Source organism: Bacillus sp. YBWC18, assembly GCF_002998775.1.
In the GTDB taxonomy this organism is placed as follows: domain Bacteria; phylum Bacillota; class Bacilli; order Bacillales; family Bacillaceae; genus Bacillus.
This window is the reverse complement of the sequence record NZ_PVRI01000004.1, coordinates 1-20,344: the sequence shown is the minus strand read 5'-3', so window position 1 is coordinate 20,344 and position 20,344 is coordinate 1. Positions and strand designations below refer to the sequence as shown.

Sequence of the window (20,344 nt, the reverse complement as noted above, 5' to 3'; positions counted from 1 at the left end):
ATTAACCCTACTCCACCGTCACACTCTTCGCAAGGTTACGTGGTTTATCCACATCACATCCGCGGTGAAGGGCTGCGTAGTAAGCGATGAGCTGTAATGGGACAACAGATGCAAGTGGTGCAAGTGCTGGGTGTACAGCTGGAAGGACGAAACGGTCGCCTTCGTCTTCTAGGCCTTTTAGTGAGATGACACATGGGTTTGCACCGCGTGCAACGACTTCTTTGACGTTACCGCGAATGCTGAGGTTCACGTGCTCTTGCGTTGCAAGGGCAATGACCGGTGTGCCTTCTTCAATTAAAGCAATCGTGCCGTGTTTGAGTTCTCCACCAGCAAATCCTTCTGCTTGGATGTAAGAGATCTCCTTTAGTTTCAGTGAACCTTCAAGGCACACATAGTAGTCAAGTCCTCTTCCGATAAAGAATGCGTTACGTGTCACTGTGAAGAAGTCACGAGCGATTTGTTCCATTTCATCCTTTTGATCGACAAGGGCTTCCATTGCGTTTGCTACAATCCCAAGCTCTTTCACAAGATCAAAGTCAAGAGATTGACCATTTAATTCGGCTGCAACGGATGCAAGGATCGCAAGAACAGCGATTTGTGCTGTGTAAGCTTTTGTTGAAGCCACTGCGATTTCTGGTCCTGCATGAAGAAGCAATGTGAAGTCTGCTTCACGAGAAAGCGTAGACCCTGGTACGTTTGTGATCGTTAATGCTTTATGACCAAGCTCTTTGACTTGAACAAGTACAGCACGGCTGTCCGCAGTCTCCCCAGATTGAGAAAGGAAGATGAACAACGGTTTTTTCGATAGAAGCGGCATGTTGTAAGAGAATTCACTTGCTACATGGACTTCTACAGGTACTTTCGCCCAGTCTTCAATATATTGTTTACCAACAAGCCCTGCATGGTAGCTCGTTCCACAAGCCACGATGTAAATGCGGTCTGCTTCTGCTACTGCGCTTGCGATATCGCCAGCGACTGACAGCTTGCCGTTTTCGTCTTGATATTCTTGGATGATTTTGCGCATGACAAGCGGCTGCTCATCCGTTTCTTTTAACATGTAGTGAGGATATGTGCCTTTCTCGATGTCGCTTGCATCTAGCTCAGCGATATAAGAAGGACGTGTCATGATATCACCGTCAAGGTTTTTGATGATCACCTCGTCTTTAGTGACAATGACCATTTCTTTATCCATTAATTCCGCATATTCGTTTGTTACTTGAAGCATCGCCATTGCATCAGAAGCTACAACGTTGAAATCTTCTCCGAAACCAACCAATAATGGGCTTTTGTTTTTCGCCACATAGATTGTTTCTTTGTTTTCGTTATCGAAAAGGGCAATTGCGTAAGAGCCTTTTAGTTGAAGAAGCGTTTGACGGAAAGCTTCCTCTGTATCAAGACCTCTGTCCACAAATTGTTCGATAACTTGAACAACAACCTCTGTATCTGTGTCGCTTTTTAGTGTGACGTCTTGTAAATATTCACGTGTCAATTGTACATAGTTCTCGATGACACCGTTATGAACAAGCGTAAAACGGCCAGAAGCACTTTGATGCGGATGCGCATTTAGATGGCTTGGTACACCGTGTGTTGCCCAGCGTGTATGTCCGATTCCAGCTGAAGATGCTACATTTGCATCAACAACTTCACGAAGCTCAGCGATACGTCCTTTTTCTTTGTACACATGCACGCCTTCTTCGTTTGCCACAGCGATACCTGCTGAGTCATACCCGCGGTACTCTAGCTTCTCTAAACCCTTTAATAAGATTTCCTTCGCATCATTCTGACCAATATAACCTACGATTCCACACATAAATATTCTTCCTCCCGATCATGTGAAAGGGACAAAGAAAGCCTACTAAAATAGAAGGGACATTTCTTCGTCCCTCTCTACATGTTTAATTTGGGAGATCATGTGTATTCCCTTTGTACAAAGAGTCACCTCTTTGCTTTAAAGAAACACTTACGGCTGTGATCTCTTTTTTGATCAGCCGGGAGGCATCCGCCGAAAATTCGATAACCTCCATCCTCGTCAACTAAGCATCTTTCGTCCGATCGCTTAGTTCGGGCGCTATAATTATAAGAGAGTTGCTGAACATCTACCCTGCCTTTCCTGATAGAATAAAAATCCAGTAACACAAGGATGATTGTACTATAAGGTCTGACCTCCGTCAATCACAATTTAGCGGGTGATCCCGCTCAAGAAAGTGAGACCTCCATACACTATATGCGATGAGGCTTGTCATGTTCTACCTTTGATGTGCTCTCCTATGTATGAAGGCAGCAAATTGCCCTCGCTTATAAGATTCGTACAAATCCATCCATTTATGACGTTTATTCGAAAAAAAAGCAAACCGCCGCTGGCGATTTGCTTTCATCTATTACTCGATACCCATTTCCTCTTTCACAACAGCGGTAATTCGAGTCACATATTCATCACACAGCTCTTTTGTTTTCGCCTCTGCCATCACGCGTACAAGCGGCTCTGTTCCAGATGGACGAACAAGAATACGGCCATCACCGTTCATCTCTTTTTCGACCTCTTGAATCACTGCTTTTACTTTTTCATTTTCTTCCACTTTATATTTATCAGACACTTTCACATTCACTAGAAGCTGCGGGAATTTTTCCATTTCAGCTGCAAGCTCTGACAATGTTTTTCCTGTTGCTTTGAGTGTATTGACAAGCATGATCGCAGAAAGCATGCCATCACCTGTCGTATTGTAATCAAGGAAAATCAAATGGCCTGATTGCTCACCGCCGACATTATAGCCATCCTTTTTCATCGCTTCAACCACATAGCGGTCACCAACAGCGGTTTGGATGCTCTTAATGCCTTGTTTCTCCAGCGCTTTATAGAAGCCTAGGTTACTCATGACCGTGGACACGACGGTGTCATCCTTTAATCGGCCTTCACCCTTCAAATAACGTGCACATATGTACATAATTTGATCGCCGTCTACAATATCACCTTTTTCATCGACAGCAATTAAACGGTCTCCGTCACCATCAAACGCAAGACCAATATCTGCACCCTTCTCCTTCACAAAAGCAGAAAGTGCCTCTGGATGAGTTGAGCCGACACCATCATTGATATTCAATCCGTTTGGTGATGTTCCCATTGTGGACACATCTGCATCTAAATCCGCAAATAAATGTGTCGCTAGAGAAGAGGTTGCACCGTGAGCACAGTCAAGCGCCACGTGAATACCTGTGAAATCCTCGTCCGCTGTCTGCTTCAAGAATTGCAAGTATTTCTGACCTCCTTCAAAGTAGTCATTCATCGTTCCAAGATCCGCTCCAACTGGGCGTGGCAATTGATCGACCGGCTGATCCATCAGCTGCTCAATTTCATTCTCCTGTTCATCAGACAGCTTAAAGCCGTCACCGCCGAAGAATTTAATTCCGTTGTCTTGAACTGGGTTGTGAGAAGCAGAGATCATGACACCCGCTTCTGCATCCATTGCCTTCGTTAAATAAGACACACCAGGTGTTGAGATCACACCTAGACGCATCACTTCAGCGCCAATTGAAAGTAAGCCTGCAACGAGCGCTCCTTCTAGCATATGACCGGATACACGTGTGTCTCGTCCAACGAGTACCTTTGGACGTTCTTTATCCTTCGTGAGCACATAGCCGCCAAATCTCCCAATTTTAAATGCGAGCTCTGGCGTTAATTCGCTATTCGCCACACCCCTTACACCATCAGTTCCAAAGTACTTGCCCATGTTTCAATCGCTCCTTTTTTACCATTCAAGAGGACGCTTCGTCCTCTTTTTTATCTTCTTTGATCCGCTGTCTTTGACTTGATTCTTTCTTTGCTTTATCTTGCGTGGATTCTTCTTTACTCTTCTCATCCTGATCATCGTCATCAGAAGATGGATCCTTGCGATCATTCGTAGACGCTGGCTGATCTTCTGTCTCAGTAGAAGTCAGTTTCACTTTGACCTTTGATCTCGATAATGTCCACGTCACATTTTGAGGACCGTTCACTTGAATTGTGACCTCATGTGTTCCTTCGTTCAAGTCCCCAACATTGATATAGGCTTCAACATCTGAAGCCTTTAGTTTATCAATCGCACTCTTTGATCCCTTTGCTGTTAACGTGAGCCGTCCAGAAGATGGGCTCACAAAATCAGAGGTGAGATCCTTGCTCAGACCCACGACAGAAATCGGTACATTATCGATCTTTTTTTCTTGCGCTGTTGCAACCTTCACCTTGATTTTAACCGTTTCGGGCGATACCTTTTTCACACCATCTGGCAGGGGAATGTCGGCATCAATCTCGGTATCATCTTTGATCTTGCTTAGGTCCAGCTTGACGCCATCAATAAAATCAAGCGAATCCAGCACTTTTTGAGAGCCGTACACCGTGACCTCACTCGGGCTTGTCTCAATGCTTGAGATACTGATCCCGTCAGGTAAGCTGCCCGTCCGCTCAATTTTAAACGGAACCTTTTTGCTTGGACTCGAGATGGGAACTGTAATATTCACCACAGACGGACTCAATTCGACTGGCAGCTCGTTCCCGCTGCTATCATACACAGTGAGCTTCGCTTCCTTTTCAATTTGCTGATCGACATCCTCTAGGTTCACAAATGCTTTAATGACAGAAATTTTGTCGATCACGTCCTTTGAGCCAGTGACTGTGACTTTTTTCGGATTCACAATAGGCTGTTCAGGTGAATAGCCGTCTTTGATTTTATTTTGATTATAAAATTCGGTTTCAACAGGAAATTCAGCTGTTGTTTTTTCTTGTATCGTCACCGTCGTCACAGACGGATTGATCGATAGTGTGAGTCCCTTTGATACATCTCTTGCCTTCAGCTCCACTTTATGTGTACCTGTCGATAAATTCTGCATATCTGCGTATATTTCAAAATTCTTTGTTTGTCTTGCTGTTTTCACAGCACTTGTTGACCCTTTAATCGTCACATTGACTGTCTGCGGCACACCAGTGACGACGTACTTCTCGTCGTCATAATACGCTTTAACAGGAATGTCGGTTAAGGTTGCTTCATCTGTCGTCGATGTTGGGAAAAAGGATTCACCGATTTTTTTCGGCGTGGGCGCTTGCGCTGAATTGACTGCACCGTACAGCAATAAAGCGAAGACCAATGCAAGAAGCTTTACGGCCCAGCGATTATTCAAAATCTTATCCATTTTTCTTGCCCCTCCAATACCATTTGGTCGAGGAAGCATCTTTGCTGTTCTTACTAAATTCAGCAATCAGCATTTCTTCAAGCGCTTCTTCTGTCAATTCTCGGTGGAGATCACCATTTCTTGCGACAGAAATGCCGCCTGTCTCCTCAGAAACGATGACGGTCAAGCTGTCTGTCACTTCGCTAATTCCGACTGCCGCCCGGTGACGCGTCCCTAATTCCTTAGAGATAAAAGGACTTTCTGACAGCGGTAAATAACAAGCCGCAGCTGCAATCTCATCACGCTTCATAATGACAGCACCATCATGAAGCGGTGTATTTGGAATGAAAATATTAATGAGCAGCTCTGAACTCACCTTTGCATTCAAAGGAATTCCAGTCTCTATGTAATCATTCATCCCAGTATCACGCTCAATTGTCAGCAGCGCGCCGATTCTGCGTTTTGCCATATATTTAATTGCTTTTGTAATTGCCTCGATCGTTTTCTGCTGCTGTTCCTCTATAGGTGTCCCGCTTCTTGAGAAGAAACGGCCGCGCCCAAGCTGCTCAAGCGCTCTCCTTAGCTCTGGCTGAAAAATAATAATGATCGCAAGGAATCCCCACGTAATCGCTTGATCCATCAGCCATTGAAGTGTGTTAAGACCGAGATACGCACTTCCCATCCTGACAAGAACAATGACCACAATTCCCTTTAAAAGCTGAACCGCTTTTGTTCCGCGGATGACCATCATTAATTTATATATCACATACCAAACAACGAGAACATCAACAGCATTACCGAGGTACTGCAAAAAAGGAATATCCCCTAAAGCCATTTCCTCGTCCTCCAGAATTTTCAGTTATTCTTCGTTTGATGCATTTTTAATAAAAAAAGAGACTATGTGTAAATACATAGCGTGGCTATTATACCACATTTTGTTTCAGCAAGGAAAACAGTTGCCATATATGGCTGGCGTGCTAGTTCGCATACATTCTGACCTATAATATAGAAAAAGAGCAGCCCCATAAAGAGACTGCTCTCGACCCGTATGATTACTTTTGCTCCTCTGGTCCAATGACCCGCATCACATTTTGTGCTGTGGATTTCATTTTGTACCAAATCCAATCAAACACTTCATTAATTTCATTAATTTGACCAGTGACTTGTCCGGCAGAAGCAGTCAGCTGTTCCCCATTGACGACGGTGACATTTCCATCAACCTTGCCTTCTACAATCAGCTTGCCATTTTTGACAGTGACATCACCTTTTACGGTTTCCCCTTTAGGTACGGTCACTGTATCATTTACAACGACGAGATTCGGCTGCTTCGACACACTGAAATTATGATCGGTATTCCAGCTTGTAAACAGACTGCCTCCCATCAAAATGAGAAAGAGGGCAGCGGCCACCATCAGCGGATGAGCTTTGATCCATCTTTGAATCGACACACGCTTTTTTTCCTTTGGAAGACCTGCCATCACCTTTACAGTGAAATCAGTTGGTGCTTCTATATGAGATGTACTCTGCACAAGCGCGATGGATTTCTCAATTTGTTGAAAATGAGTACGGCACTCCTCACACGATTGCAGATGGCTTTTTAATTCTTTTTCGTCTTGGGGCTCAATGTCCCCGTCTAAATACTGATGCATAAGCAGGACGATTTTTTCCTGACAGCTCATCAAAATCACCTCACTCAAAGGTCTCTCAACTGTTTCCGGAGAGCCTCTCTACCCCTGTGTATTCTCGTTTTCACCGTACCAACGGGTATATTCAGAATCTCGCTAATTTCTTTTAACGAGAGTTCATCAATATACTTTAATACGATGACCGAACGATATTTATCGGGTAATCTTAGAATTTTTTGCTGAATGGTACTCGATAATTCAAGAGACACCACCTCTTCCTCTGGCAAAATGCCATCAGCAGCAATTTGAGAATACATATTCAGTCCTTCTGTTCCTGCCACCTCTGCATCTAAATAATAATCCGGCTTTTTTTTGCGAATACGGTCGATGGTCAGGTTGGTTGCAATGCGGTACAGCCACGTAGAAAACTTACGATTCACATCAAAGCTTTCAATATTCACATAGGCACGAATAAACGCCTCCTGTGCAATATCCTCTGCTTCGTGTGCATTCCCAAGCATACGGTAGCACAGCTGATAAATTTTGTCTTTATACAGGTCTACGATGTCTGCAAATGCGTTCTGGTCGCCTTTTTTCACTTGCTTAATTCTCTTTTTAATCATTGTGTCCATAGTATATTCAACCTCTGCCTTCACCGGTCTTTATGTATACGAATCTCTTTCCAAAAGGTTTCATTCTCCTCTAAAAAATAGTGTAACAAATTTTTGACAGCGTGTTACGCATATCCACCGGTAAAAACCTTAATATATCCTTAAATTTCTCCAAAACAAAAAAGAACGGGAACAAGTCCCGCTCTACAATAGCTTTTCGCCCATTAACGAGCCAATCAACGCAACAGCTGCCTCGGCTGTTTTATTTTTTTCATCCAAAACCGGATTCACCTCAACAAATTCAGCTGAAGTCAAAATACCCGCTTCCTCTAAAAGCTCCATGGCAAGATGACTCTCCCGGTAGCTAATGCCACCCGCCACAGGAGTTCCTACACCAGGGCACTCCGCTGGATCTAGTCCATCTAAATCAAGCGACAGGTGGACACCATCTGTTCTTTCCTTTAAATATGAAATGGCTTCCTCCATCACCCTTGTCATCCCTAAACGATCTATTTCATGCATCGTATACACTTTAATGCCTTTCTCTCTAATCAATGCCCGCTCTCCTTCATCTAAGGATCGAGCACCAATTATAACAACATTCTCAGGCTTCAATTTAGGGGAATAACCACCAATGTTCGTTAAATCAGCATGCCCAAGGCCGAGACTGACTGCAAGCGGCATACCATGTATATTTCCAGAAGGAGAGGTTTCCTCTGTATTTAAATCACCGTGTGCATCATACCAAATGGCACCTAAGTTTTCATAATGCTTGGCTACCCCCGCAAGTGTTCCTATCGCAATGCTGTGATCACCGCCTAAAATGAGCGGGAATGAGCCTGATTGCACAATACTGTCAACCTTCTCAGCTAGCAGCTGATTCGCACCAGCATTCTCCGTTAAATTTTTTAGCTTTTCACTTGTATATAAACCTTTCTCATCATCTCTTTGTTCAACCAAAATATCGCCGAGATCCTCCACATCAAATGAAAGCGATTCCAATTTTTCTTTTACACCTGCACACCGAATCGCACTCGGTCCCATATCGACGCCCCTTCTCATTTGACCCAAATCCATCGGAACTCCGACAATCGTGACCTTCTTTTGATCTCCCATATGTACATCCCCTTTCCGTTCATGCTTATATTTTACTTTCTCAATGCCTTCTGACTCAACTCAACAATATTTTGAATAGTTATACATTCCGTCTGCCAACATAAAAAAAGACACCTTTTTGAAAAAGGTGTCTTAACTGGGCTAGCTGGATTCGAACCAACGCATGACGGAGTCAAAGTCCGTTGCCTTACCGCTTGGCTATAGCCCAAAAATGGTGGAGGGGGGCGGATTCGAACCGCCGAACCCGGAGGGAGCGGATTTACAGTCCGCCGCGTTTAGCCACTTCGCTACCCCTCCACATATGGAATTGATAAAGAAAAAACAGTGCCGGCAAGAGGACTTGAACCCCCAACCTACTGATTACAAGTCAGTTGCTCTACCAGTTGAGCTACACCGGCATATGGTGGAGGATGACGGGCTCGAACCGCCGACCCTCTGCTTGTAAGGCAGATGCTCTCCCAGCTGAGCTAATCCTCCACATCATGGTGACCCGTACGGGATTCGAACCCGTGTTACCGCCGTGAAAGGGCGGTGTCTTAACCGCTTGACCAACGGGCCAGTTTGTCAAGTTTGCTGTTTCCGTGAAGCTGACAAAAGTTATTATATACAGGTTGTCCCCCTTTTGTAAAGGGGATTTTTATTTTTTTTATTTTCTAATTATTTACCTCCAGTTAGCACAACGTTTCGAGTGAAATATAATTTCAATATTTAAATATAATGTTGAAATTTCATATCACACTGAATATACTGAAAATGAAGAAATAAGGAGGAATGTCGCATGCAGCCATCTCAATTGCGTTCTTTGACAACAGAATCAAGAAACCCTAACACAATGGGAATATCACAAGCAGATCCGCTCGAAATACTCCAGCTGATCAATGAAGAAGATATGAAGGTCGCTCAAGCAGTGAACCGTGTCCTACCACATGTCAAAACAGCAAGTGACTTCGCCTATGAATCCATTTCAAATGGGGGTAGACTCGTTTATTTAGGAGCCGGGACAAGCGGCAGACTTGGCGTGATGGATGCTGTTGAATGTCCCCCTACCTATAGCGTCTCACCTGATGTGATTGTCGGTATCATGGCAGGCGGCGACTCTGCTTTTTCACATGCTGCCGAAGATGTGGAAGACAGTGAAGAAGCCGGCAAACAGGATTTAGTACACATTCACCTGACATCAAAAGATACGGTCGTCGGTATCGCCGCCAGCGGCAGGACACCCTACATCATCGGCGCTTTAAACTACGCTAAATCCATCGGCGCAAAAACAGTAGCCCTCAGCTGCAATGAACAAGCAGAAATTAGCGAGCTGGCAGACTGCGCCATTGAAGTCATTGTAGGACCAGAAGCCATCACTGGGTCAACACGAATGAAAGCCGCATCCGCTCATAAAATGATTTTAAATATGCTTTCGACCTCTGTCATGATCAGACAAGGTAAAGTATATGAAAACCTGATGGTTGATGTAAAAGTCAGCAATTATAAATTAAAAGAACGCGCCATCACCATCATTCAACATGTGACAAACGCTTCCTATGAACAAGCCGTGAAGACTCTTGAAGCAGCAGACTTAGAAGTCAAAACCGCCATCGTCATGCTCCAAACAAACACAGACAAAAAAACAGCCAAGGATTTACTCAACAAAGCGAATGGCCATATCGACAAAGCCATCTCTCATCATCAATCCTAAAGGAGGCAGAGCTCATGTCAGCAGGTGGACTCACCCTACTACACACAATGAAAGCAAAGCTCCCCCAATCTGAAAAAATCATTGCAGACTATATCCTTGCCCATCCTGACAAAGTCATTAAAAGCACAGTACACGAGATCAGTCAGGCAGCCGGAGCAAGCAGCTCTGCTGTCATCCGCCTTTGTAAATCTCTCGGGCTAGATGGCTATCACGATTTAAAAATGCGAATCGCTGGAGACTTGATGCACGACGATAAACAAGGCTATCGTGATATCGAACAAGATGAACCGCTTCAATCCATTATTCAAAAAACAGCAGGAAACTCGATTCAATCGATTAAGGACACCGCTTCTATTTTAAATGCAGAAGCATTAGAAAAAGCTGTTCAATTACTGCTGCATGCAAACCAAATCCATTTTATCGGCGTCGGTGCATCTGGCATCGTCGCAGCGGATGCCCAGCAGAAATTTCTCAGAATCAATTATGCAGCGACTGCCTTCACTGACATGCACATCGCATCAACGGTCATCGCAAATGCAGGAAAGAATGACATTGTGTTCGGTATATCCTTTTCAGGAGAAACGTTAGACATCATTCAAGCCCTTCAGCTCGCAAAAGACAATCAAGTGAAAACCATTGCCTTAACGCATCCTGGTCAAACAAGCGTTTCTGCTTTAAGTGATGTTCACCTATCGACGTCCGGTTCCAATGAAGCACCTTTTCGCAGTGCAGCCACTTCCTCTAGAATGGCACAGCTCTACTTAATTGATGTCTTGTTCCTCAGCTTAGCTTCCCGTCAATATGAAGAGACAGCGCAATATATTGATAAGACAAGACATGCCATCCGCTCCATGAAACGAAAATCAAAGGGGGATTCAACATGAGTCATCAAAAGAAATATCAGCAGTTGGCGAAAGACATTCTTTCTCTCTGTGGTGGTTCTGAAAACATCTCTTCCCATACACATTGTATGACGCGTCTCCGAATTACACCGATTGACAATGAACAAGTTCACATCACAGCAATTAAAGAACTCGATGGCGTCATAGGTGTCGTCGAGGCAGAAACGCTTCAAATCATTTTAGGTACAGGTGTTGTCAACCAAGTATCAAGTGCGTTTGAACAGCTGCTAAATGCCTCTGGCTCTTATGATTTAAACAATGAAGCACAAAAAAACAAGCAAGCCATTTCACAAAAGAACCGCACACCGTTCAAGCTGTTCTTACGACGGATTGCCAGCATCTTTATTCCTATCATTCCGGCACTCGTTGCATCAGGTCTTATTACAGGGATTACGAAAGCAATCGTGCAAGCAGGCTGGCTCGATGAAAAGTCTCAAGCAGCGATCATTTTAACCGTTATTGGTTCAGGCTTGTTCGCATATCTCGGTATTTTAGTCGGATCAAATGCCGCAAAGGAGTTTGGAGGCTCTCCTGCATTAGGCGCATTAGCTGGTATCCTCATTATTAACCCAGCCTCCGCAGACATTATGTTATTTGGCACAAATATTCTACCAGGCAGAGGCGGGCTCATCGGTGTTCTTCTAGCCGCCATCTTTATGGCACTTGTGGAAACCCGAATTAGACGCTTCGTCCCGCAATCACTTGATATCATCGTCACACCAACCATCACACTACTCATTACAGGCATTTTTACGTACGTTGTCTTCATGCCAGTCGGCGGATTTATATCTGATGCCATCACCTCAGGATTAACTTATCTATTAAATATGGGCGGAATCTTCGCTGGATTTGTTCTTGGTGCGACCTTCCTTCCACTTGTTGTGACAGGACTTCACCAAGGACTGACACCAATTCATATGGAACTCATTAATTCCATTGGAGATGACCCGCTTTTGCCAATTCTCGCTATGGGCGGTGCAGGACAGGTAGGTGCGGCATTCGCCATTTATATGAAAACAAAAAAGAAAAAACTCAAAAGAGCCATCGCAGGTGGACTTCCTTCAGGGATGCTCGGCATTGGTGAACCACTCATTTTCGGTGTCACACTCCCGCTGGGACGGCCATTTCTCACCGCTTGTCTTGGCGCTGGAATCGGCGGCGCATTTCAAGCCTACTTCCAAATTGCAACGAAGGCGATTGGTGTATCAGGTCTCCCATTAACCTTTATTGTTCACACACATCAAATGCTTCTTTACTTAATCGGACTCTTTATTGCATATGTCGCTGGATTTATTTTCACATACTTATTTGGTTTTCATGATGATATGGCTGTTGAATTTGAGGAAAAATAAGCAATAGGAGGTCTAACTCTTGAAGAAATACTTTCTCTTAATTACAAGTCTGCTCATGCTCCTTGGATTACCAGCACAAACATTTGCAACTAGCTCCCATCCTGTATCGTCTTTGTCTAAAACAGCACCTGAAGAATATCCCGTCTTAAAAAAGGCAAAACGACCGGAACAAGCAGGTTTTTCTTCCAGGCAGCTTAGGAAGGTTGATCACATGATTCAAAACGACATCAAAGCAGGATTTCCAGGAGCCGCACTCATCATTATCAAAGACGGAAAAATCGTCCATCAAAAAGCCTATGGCTACAGGCAAAAATACGAAGGCACAACTGAACTTAAATCATATAAGAAAATGAAAAAGAATACACTGTTCGACTTGGCATCCAACACCAAAATGTATGCGACCAACTATGCCCTGCAAAAGCTCGTCTACGAGAAAAAACTGGATGTGAACGAAAAAATACAATCCATCCTGCCAGATTTTAAAGATGAACCAGATGCAAAGGTAACCGGTAAAAATCAACTTCGTGTAAAAGATCTTCTGACCCATTCTGCCGGTCTCCCTTCCAGTGTCTTATTTTATAGCAAAGAAGCCGCCGGCTCTTTTTTCTCTCAAGATAGAAAGACAACAATGAAATGGCTGCCAAAGGTGCCGCTACAATACAAACCAGGCACCCAGCACATTTATAGTGACATTGATTACATGCTGTTAGGCATGATCATTGAGAAAAAAACAGGTATGCCTCTTGATCAATATGTAGAGTCGACAATCTATCGGCCGCTAGGTCTCAAACATACAATGTTCAATCCACTGCAAAAAAGATTCAAACAAAAGCATTTTGCAGCAACCGAACGTTTAGGTAATTCGCGAGATGGTGTCATTGATTTTGAAAACATTCGCAGGTACACCCTGCTAGGCGAAGTCCACGATGAGAAAGCATATTACTCAATGGCAGGTATCTCTGGTCATGCTGGACTTTTTTCTAACATATCAGACATGGCCGTGCTGCTCCAGCTCATGCTGAACAAAGGAGGCTATGGAAAAACCACCATCTTTGATCAAGCTTCTATCGATCTCTTTACAGCCTCTTCTGATACAAACCCAACATACGGGCTAGGCTGGCGAAAAAACGGTCATACTGACATGGAATGGATGTTTGGAAAATATGCAAGTAACGAAGCCTATGGACATACTGGCTGGACCGGAACCATGACATTGATTGATCCAAAACATAATCTAGGTATCGTCTTGCTGACAAATAAGAAACATTCGCCTGTCGTTTCACCTGAAACCAACCCAAATCAATTTGAAGGTGACCTTTTCCCAACTGGTACTTATGGAAGCATCATGACCGCAATCTACGAATCTTTTAAGTAAAAGGAGGAATTCGATGTTAAAAGCTCTTTTCCCCGCTGCTCTGGTTTTGGCCCTGCTAACCTCTTCCATTCCAATGGAAAAGGTTAGCTCTGCCCCTCTTCCAACCGCAAAACAAATGGTGCAAGACATGTCCCTGGATGAAAAGATAGGTCAAATGCTCATGCCAGACTTTCGCAATTGGCAAACAAAAGATGAATCTGCACCTACAGGCTTAACAAAGATGAATAAAGAAGTGTCCCATCTTGTTGAAAAATATCATCTAGGCGGTGTCATCTTATTTGCAGAGAATGTCGTTGATACGAAACAAACCGTCAAACTCACTCATGAATTTCAAAAAGCATCACCGAACATTCCATTACTCATTTCAATTGATCAAGAAGGTGGAATCGTCACAAGATTACAAAAGGGAACACATTTCCCAGGAAATATGTCGATTGGTGCCTCTAGAAGTAAGAAAAATGCATACGACACAGGTAAAATCATCGGCAAAGAACTAAACGCACTAGGGATCAATACAAACTTCTCTCCTGTGCTTGATGTGAATAATAACCCAAACAACCCCGTCATTGGTGTCCGTTCCTTTAGCTCTGATCCTGCTCTTGTCACTAGACTTGGCCTTCAAACCATGAAAGGACTTCAAAAGGAAAAAACTATTTCGACACTCAAGCATTTCCCGGGACATGGTGATACAGCTGTCGATAGTCACTACGGCTTGCCGCTCGTAGAACATGATCTAGATCGTTTAAAAAAGGTTGAGCTCTATCCGTTTCAACAAGCCATCAACGCTGGTGCGGATATGGTCATGACCGCTCATGTTCAGTTCCCTGCCATTGACCACACAACGTACAAAAGCAAAAAAGATGGCGAGGACATTATGGTTCCAGCAACCTTATCGAAAAAAGTCATCACACACTTATTAAAAGAAGAGATGGGCTTTCAAGGAGTTGTCGTAACAGACGCCCTAAATATGAAAGCGATTGCAGATAACTTTGGGCAGGAAGAAGCCGTGGTGATGGCTATTAAGGCAGGTGTCGACATCGCCCTTATGCCAGCACCAGTCACCTCTCTAAAAACAGAAAAAAACCTAGAGAATGTGTTCAATGCTGTAAAACAGGCGATTGTAAAGAAAGAAATTCCGATGTCTCAAATCAACCAATCTGTCGAAAAAATTCTTCAATTGAAAATCAAACGCGGCATCATTTCTTCCAAGAAACCCTTCACCCTTGAGAAAAAAATCAAAAAAGCCACTCAAGTCGTTGGGAAAAAGTCGCACCGGAAAGCAGAACAAAAAATGGCACGTGAAGGGATCACCCTGCTTAAAAACAACGAAAAGACCTTACCATTCAAGCCTAAAAAGAATAACAAGATCTTGGTCATGGCACCTTACGAAGATCAGACAAAAGCCATGTCTGTCACGATTAACTCTCTGATCAAACAAAAAAAGATCAAGCCTGTACGTATCCAATCATATGCTTTTGCAGATAAGACCTTCACCAAAGAAACAGCCAAACTGATTCAAGATGCTGACTATGTGATTACTGGCTCTTACGTTGTCCAAAATGACCCAGCTGTGAATGATGGTGTGATTGATGACAATGTACAGGACCCGAAAAAATGGGCTACTGCTTTCCCGCGTGCTGTCATGAAAGAAACAGCAGCACAAAACAAAAAAATGGTCATCATGAGTCTAAGAAATCCTTACGATGCGGCAAATTTTGAGGAGGCTGATGCCTTACTAGCCGTTTACGGTTTTAAAGGCTACTCAAACGGACAATTCAATCAGCCAAATATTCCTGCTGGATTAGAAGTGATTTTTGGCGCTGCATCACCTAAGGGCAAATTGCCTGTGGATATCCCATCTGTCACTCATCCAAATCAAACCCTGTATCCATTCGGCTATGGACTCAACTTGAAAGGGAAACAGATCAAATAGGAGGGATTCTCTTGAAAAAAACAGCAAGCTTGATACTCGCAAGCATTCTCATCATGAGCACATTGACCGCAGCCTCCCCTGCAGAGCAAGAACGAACAGACACAAAAGGAAAAAAAGCAGCGGTCAAAACAGGGATTGAAACACTACTCTCAAGCAACCTTTCATGGTTAAAAGGAAAAAGAGTCGGTCTCATTACCAACCCAACTGGCATTGATGCAAATATGAAAAACAGTGTCGATCTCCTATTTGAGCATCCAAGTATCAAGCTTACTGCTCTATATGGACCAGAACATGGTGTGCGCGGCGATGCACAAGCAGGAGAAGGCGTCGAATCCTATACTGATGAAAAAACAGGTCTTCCTGTTTACTCTCTCTATGGAAAAACAAGAAAACCCACGCCTGACATGCTCAAAAATGTAGATGTCTTGTTGTTTGATATCCAAGATGTTGGCGCTCGTTATTACACCTATATTTACACGATGGCTTATGCGATGGAAGCCGCTAAAGAAAACAACATTCCCTTTGTTGTCCTAGACCGTCCAAACCCCATTGACGGACTAAAAGTAGAAGGCCCTGTCTTAGAACCTGAGCACGCTTCATTTGTAGGGCTCTATCCAATACCATTAAGACATGGGATGACCACTGGTGAACTAGCAAAATTCTTTAACAAAGAGTTTCATATCAATGCTGATGTCACAGTCATCAAAATGAAAAATTGGAAGCGTTCCATGACGTTTGATGACACGAAGCTGCCGTTCGTCCTTCCTTCACCTAACATGCCGACAGTGGATAGTACCTTTGTATATCCCGCCACAGGATTAATTGAAGGTACAAATGTCTCTGAAGGCAGAGGAACAACAAAACCGTTCGAGCTCATTGGCGCTCCATATATCAATAGCAGCGAACTAGCAGATTATTTAAATCAGTTAAAACTAAAGGGTGTACAATTTAGACCAGTATCATTCACCCCCACTTTTTCTAAACATGCAAGTAAGCTATCACACGGTGTGCAGCTATACGTCACAGACCGCTCTTCATTCGAAGCGGTAAAAACAGGGTTATCCATCATCAAAGCAATACATGATTTATATCCAAAAGACTTTCAGTTCCTTCAAACAGGCAGCTTTGATAAACTCATCGGAAATGGTTGGATCAAAGAAGAAATCAATCAAGGTACTTCCGTCAAACACATCATGAAGCGCTATCATCACGACCTCAAATCGTTCGAAAAGAAACGGAAGAAATATCTCATCTATTAATTCGCAAAAAGACCTCCATCTCATAAGATGGAGGTCTTTTCATGATAAAGATTTAGTCACAGCAGGCGCCTTCAGCTCAAAACGATTGAGTAAGAAACCAAACAAGGCAGCAAGCACTTGCTGAAATAGCATGCCAATCACAACAGGGACAGCAACAGCAGGCGGGAAAAAGCTAATAGCAAGCACAGCTCCGGCACTAATATTTCTCATGCCGCCCGTATACACAATGGCCACAATCTCCCCTTGAGTACATTTCATCACCTTTCCAATCAACCATGCAAAAGCATACCCACTCATCGCAATGAAAAAGACAGTCGCTGCTTTGCTAAAAAATGCAACATCCAGTTCACGCAAATATGGGGCGACAACAGAACTGTTAATCGATACGACAACAAACAAGCCTAATTTTGAAAAAGGAGACAGGGTCTGACCAATTGTTTTCGTCACTGATGGCTTTGCATACTGGCGAACGAGCATCCCTAAAATAGAGGGCAGCACCACCATACCAAACAGCCCTTTCATGATTGCGACCATGTCCATATGGACCTGTGTACCGACGAAGAGTGACAAGCTGGCTGGCACAATCAATGGCGAAAGCAATGTATCAATTAAAATGATGGATAACGTTAACCCGACATTCCCTTTATACATCGCCGCCCATATTAAACTAGAAACACCTGTTGGAATCACCATCGCAAGCGTCAAACCGGTGATCGTCATGGAATCACCCGCAAATATCAAATGCCCTGCTGACCAGGCATAAAGGGGCATCAACACATGTAAAATCATAAACGATAAAATCAAAGGCAATGGGTGCATCACCGTATGCTTTAAAGCTGAAAAAGTAGATGACAAGCTCCCTGAAAATGTCATCATGGCAAATACCCAGGGCACCATAAACGTATAATCCTTTAAATAGGCCGACAATAGTACACCGAGTAACACACTAATGGGCGTAATAAGCGGCATCATCCGGCCGAGCACTTGGTTCAAACGCACAAGCATGCCGGCCACCTCCATCCTTCACTTTCTTACCTTTTCTATTGTAACAAACAGAAAGATCTTTTTAAGAACCATTCACCTGTTTCACAAGCTTTCGACTCGAGGTATCCATTCCAACTACGTCTACCTGTACACCAGCTGCTTGATACTTTTCCTTTACACGTTCTATCGCTGCCACGCCTGATTCATCCCATATACGCGCTTCAGACAAATCAATCACAACGGCTTGGAGATCTTTCTCCTGATGGAACGCTTGGATGAAATCAGTGACAGAAGCAAAGAAAATTTGCCCTTTAATTCGATACACCCAAATACCCGCTTGGCTTTCTGTAGAGGTAATATGAAGCTTTGATATTTTTGCTACAAAGAATATCGCACTAAGCAGCACACCTGCAAACACACCTTTTGATAAATCATGAGTCAACACCACAGTCACGACCGTGACAATCATGACAATAGAATCTGTTTTCGGATTCTTTTTTAGCTGCTGAAAGGAACTCCAATCAAATGTCCCAACGGAGACCATAATCATCACAGCCACAAGAGCAGCCATCGGAATTTGAACCACCACATCTCCGAGTACAAAAATCAGCACCATTAGAAATGCACCCGCTACAAAGGTAGAAAGACGGCCACGCCCGCCTGCCTTCGTATTAATCACTGATTGACCAATCATCGCACAGCCAGCCATACCACCAAAGAATCCTGCAACCACATTAGCAATCCCTTGACCTCTCGCTTCCTTGTTCTTACGACTAGACGTCTCCGTCATATCATCGACAATCTGTGCAGTTAAAAGAGACTCAAGTAAACCAACCATCGCAAGTGCTAAAGAATAAGGAAAAATGATAGTAAGTGTCTCCCAGCTAAACGGTACTTGAGGAATCAGAAAAGCAGGCAAAGAACTAGGAAGCTCTCCCATATCTCCAACCGTTCTAACATCAATATGTCCAAATACAGCAATGATCGTCATGACAATAATCGCAATGAGTGGGGAAGGTATCACTTTTACCACCATCGGCAATAAATAAATAATCAACAAGGCGCCACCTGTCATGATATACATGGCCATTGATTCTCCGACGAAATGTGGAAGCTGAGCCATGAAGATCATAATAGCCAACGCATTCACAAAACCAACCATCACGGACCTCGGAATAAATTTCATCAGACGAGACACTCGGCAGAGTCCAAACACTATTTGAATCAGACCTGTTAAAATCGTAGCTGCAAACAAATATTGCAATCCATGATCGGCAACCAAATTAACCATGACCAGAGCCATAGCCCCTGTAGCGGCCGAAATCATACCTGGCCGTCCACCAACAAACGAAATCACAATTGCAATACAAAACGAAGCATACAACCCGATCTTCGGATCAACGCCCGCAATAATTGAAAACGCAATCGCCTCAGGAATTAAAGCCAGAGCCACTAAAATACCCGCAAGCACATCCTGACGCACATGCCCAAACCATTCTTGCTTTACAAATAAATCTTTCAAACCATCTACTCCTTTTTATATACATACCGAACATGGAAAAAGAAGATCAACCAAACCTGGAGATGAAGAAAGGAAAAATAAATAATGCTTCACTTTCGGGGGGGGAAGAGGGACGTACAGAGTCTTTTGTTAGAGAGGATATCATCACTTTAGTAAGAATATAAGAAAGGCACTAAAGAATCAAGAACAAAAAGAAGGAATGTGTAGAAAATTGATACAAAGCTTCCTTATAAATCGATCTATTCCATTTTCATTAGTCTACTTGTCACTGAGCAAGTTCAACATTTTAAAACAAACAAAAAAAGCCTTCTCATCATCGAGAAACCTTAAACATTAATCATTATAATTTAGAGGAAAGCTTCCAAGCGGGCTCGAACCGCTGACCTCTTCCTTACCATGGAAGTGCTCTACCTACTGAGCTATGGAAGCATGGCTCCGCAGGTAGGACTCGAACCTACGACCGATCGGTTAACAGCCGATAGCTCTACCACTGAGCTACTGCGGAATGATAAAGTAACTTCTTCCATTGGAAGGATATAAACAAAAAGCTTGGCGGCGTCCTACTCTCACAGGGGGAGACCCCCAACTACCATCGGCGCTGAAGAGCTTAACTTCCGTGTTCGGTATGGGAACGGGTGTGACCTCTTCGCTATCGCCACCAAACCTGATGGAGAGAATGTTCTCTCAAAACTAGATAACAATGTTCAAGCTTCACATTAGAATATAGGTTAAGTCCTCGATCTATTAGTATCTGTCAGCTCCACGTGTCACCACGCTTCCACCTCAGACCTATCAACCTGATCATCTTTCAGGGATCTTACTTCCTTGCGGAATGG

General features: G+C 43.6%; 15 protein-coding genes, 7 tRNA genes and 2 rRNA genes. 6 read left to right on the top strand and 18 right to left on the bottom strand.

What is annotated here, in order from left to right:
• Positions 1-7: 7 nt before the first annotated feature.
• The 12 genes from glmS to C6348_RS12005 form a co-directional block, all read right to left on the bottom strand.
• Positions 8-1,810: a glutamine--fructose-6-phosphate transaminase (isomerizing) gene (gene glmS / locus C6348_RS12060; protein WP_106043243.1), complete on the bottom strand. Its 1,803-nt coding sequence runs from the start codon at positions 1,808-1,810 to the stop codon at positions 8-10.
• Positions 1,811-2,378: 568 nt separating this feature from the next.
• Complete coding sequence (gene glmM / locus C6348_RS12055) at positions 2,379-3,725, bottom strand: phosphoglucosamine mutase (RefSeq protein ID WP_034664420.1); 1,347 nt, start codon at positions 3,723-3,725, stop codon at positions 2,379-2,381.
• A 25-nt stretch (positions 3,726-3,750) separates the two neighbouring features.
• A complete protein-coding gene (locus C6348_RS12050) occupies positions 3,751-5,160 on the bottom strand; it encodes a CdaR family protein (RefSeq protein WP_060595398.1) in 1,410 nt (469 codons plus the stop codon).
• Entirely contained in the window at positions 5,153-5,974 is an 822-nt protein-coding gene (gene cdaA, locus C6348_RS12045; protein ID WP_060595397.1) for a diadenylate cyclase CdaA, read from the bottom strand. Before cdaA ends, C6348_RS12050 begins: the two co-directional genes overlap by 8 nt.
• Positions 5,975-6,191: 217 nt before the next feature.
• Positions 6,192-6,818 (bottom strand): anti-sigma-W factor RsiW, encoded by a 627-nt coding sequence (gene rsiW, locus C6348_RS12040; RefSeq protein ID WP_106043241.1) that lies wholly within the window; start codon positions 6,816-6,818, stop codon positions 6,192-6,194.
• 14 nt (positions 6,819-6,832) lie between these two features.
• Positions 6,833-7,396 (bottom strand): RNA polymerase sigma factor SigW, encoded by a 564-nt coding sequence (sigW, locus tag C6348_RS12035; RefSeq protein WP_034664426.1) that lies wholly within the window; start codon positions 7,394-7,396, stop codon positions 6,833-6,835.
• A 183-nt stretch (positions 7,397-7,579) separates the two neighbouring features.
• Positions 7,580-8,491, bottom strand: a complete 912-nt coding sequence (gene rocF, locus C6348_RS12030; protein ID WP_106031853.1) for an arginase — start codon at positions 8,489-8,491, stop codon at positions 7,580-7,582.
• Positions 8,492-8,627: 136 nt separating this feature from the next.
• A tRNA-Gln gene (locus C6348_RS12025) sits at positions 8,628-8,699 on the bottom strand.
• Positions 8,700-8,703: 4 nt separating this feature from the next.
• Positions 8,704-8,788 (bottom strand) — tRNA-Tyr (locus tag C6348_RS12020).
• A gap of 28 nt (positions 8,789-8,816) precedes the next feature.
• A tRNA-Thr gene (locus C6348_RS12015) sits at positions 8,817-8,889 on the bottom strand.
• Positions 8,890-8,892: 3 nt separating this feature from the next.
• Positions 8,893-8,968, bottom strand: a tRNA-Val gene (locus C6348_RS12010).
• Between the two features lie 6 nt (positions 8,969-8,974).
• Positions 8,975-9,049, bottom strand: a tRNA-Glu gene (locus C6348_RS12005).
• Between the two features lie 220 nt (positions 9,050-9,269).
• Between C6348_RS12005 and murQ the strand changes: the two genes are divergently transcribed.
• The 6 genes from murQ to C6348_RS11975 are packed head-to-tail and all read left to right on the top strand — an operon-like array spanning position 9,270 to position 17,002.
• A complete protein-coding gene (gene murQ / locus C6348_RS12000; protein ID WP_095285883.1) occupies positions 9,270-10,181 on the top strand; it encodes an N-acetylmuramic acid 6-phosphate etherase in 912 nt (303 codons plus the stop codon).
• A gap of 14 nt (positions 10,182-10,195) precedes the next feature.
• Positions 10,196-11,065 carry a MurR/RpiR family transcriptional regulator gene (locus tag C6348_RS11995; protein WP_060595393.1) on the top strand — a complete coding sequence of 290 codons (870 nt, stop codon included), beginning with the start codon at positions 10,196-10,198 and terminating at the stop codon, positions 11,063-11,065.
• A complete protein-coding gene (locus tag C6348_RS11990; protein WP_060595392.1) occupies positions 11,062-12,435 on the top strand; it encodes a PTS transporter subunit EIIC in 1,374 nt (457 codons plus the stop codon). The genes C6348_RS11995 and C6348_RS11990 overlap by 4 nt, the downstream gene beginning before the upstream one ends.
• A 19-nt stretch (positions 12,436-12,454) precedes the next feature.
• On the top strand, positions 12,455-13,810 hold the full coding sequence (pbp4b, locus tag C6348_RS11985; RefSeq protein ID WP_106043239.1) for a penicillin binding protein PBP4B: 1,356 nt from the start codon (positions 12,455-12,457) through the stop codon (positions 13,808-13,810).
• 13 nt (positions 13,811-13,823) lie between these two features.
• Positions 13,824-15,743, top strand: coding sequence for a glycoside hydrolase family 3 protein (locus C6348_RS11980; protein ID WP_106043237.1), 1,920 nt, complete (start codon positions 13,824-13,826; stop codon positions 15,741-15,743).
• Positions 15,744-15,754: 11 nt separating this feature from the next.
• Positions 15,755-17,002 (top strand): exo-beta-N-acetylmuramidase NamZ family protein, encoded by a 1,248-nt coding sequence (locus tag C6348_RS11975; protein WP_106043236.1) that lies wholly within the window; start codon positions 15,755-15,757, stop codon positions 17,000-17,002.
• 39 nt (positions 17,003-17,041) lie between these two features.
• Here the strand turns inward: C6348_RS11975 and C6348_RS11970 are convergent, their stop codons facing one another.
• The 6 genes from C6348_RS11970 to C6348_RS11945 form a co-directional block, all read right to left on the bottom strand.
• Entirely contained in the window at positions 17,042-18,022 is a 981-nt protein-coding gene (locus tag C6348_RS11970) for a bile acid:sodium symporter family protein (protein ID WP_095285878.1), read from the bottom strand.
• Positions 18,023-18,068: 46 nt separating this feature from the next.
• A complete protein-coding gene (locus tag C6348_RS11965; protein ID WP_106043234.1) occupies positions 18,069-19,508 on the bottom strand; it encodes a SulP family inorganic anion transporter in 1,440 nt (479 codons plus the stop codon).
• A 356-nt stretch (positions 19,509-19,864) separates the two neighbouring features.
• Positions 19,865-19,937: transfer RNA gene (locus C6348_RS11960), tRNA-Thr, on the bottom strand.
• 1 nt (position 19,938) lies between these two features.
• A tRNA-Asn gene (locus tag C6348_RS11955) sits at positions 19,939-20,013 on the bottom strand.
• Between the two features lie 42 nt (positions 20,014-20,055).
• Positions 20,056-20,171: ribosomal RNA gene (gene rrf, locus C6348_RS11950) — 5S ribosomal RNA — on the bottom strand.
• 61 nt (positions 20,172-20,232) lie between these two features.
• A 23S ribosomal RNA gene (locus tag C6348_RS11945) occupies positions 20,233-20,344 on the bottom strand; the annotation flags it as partial.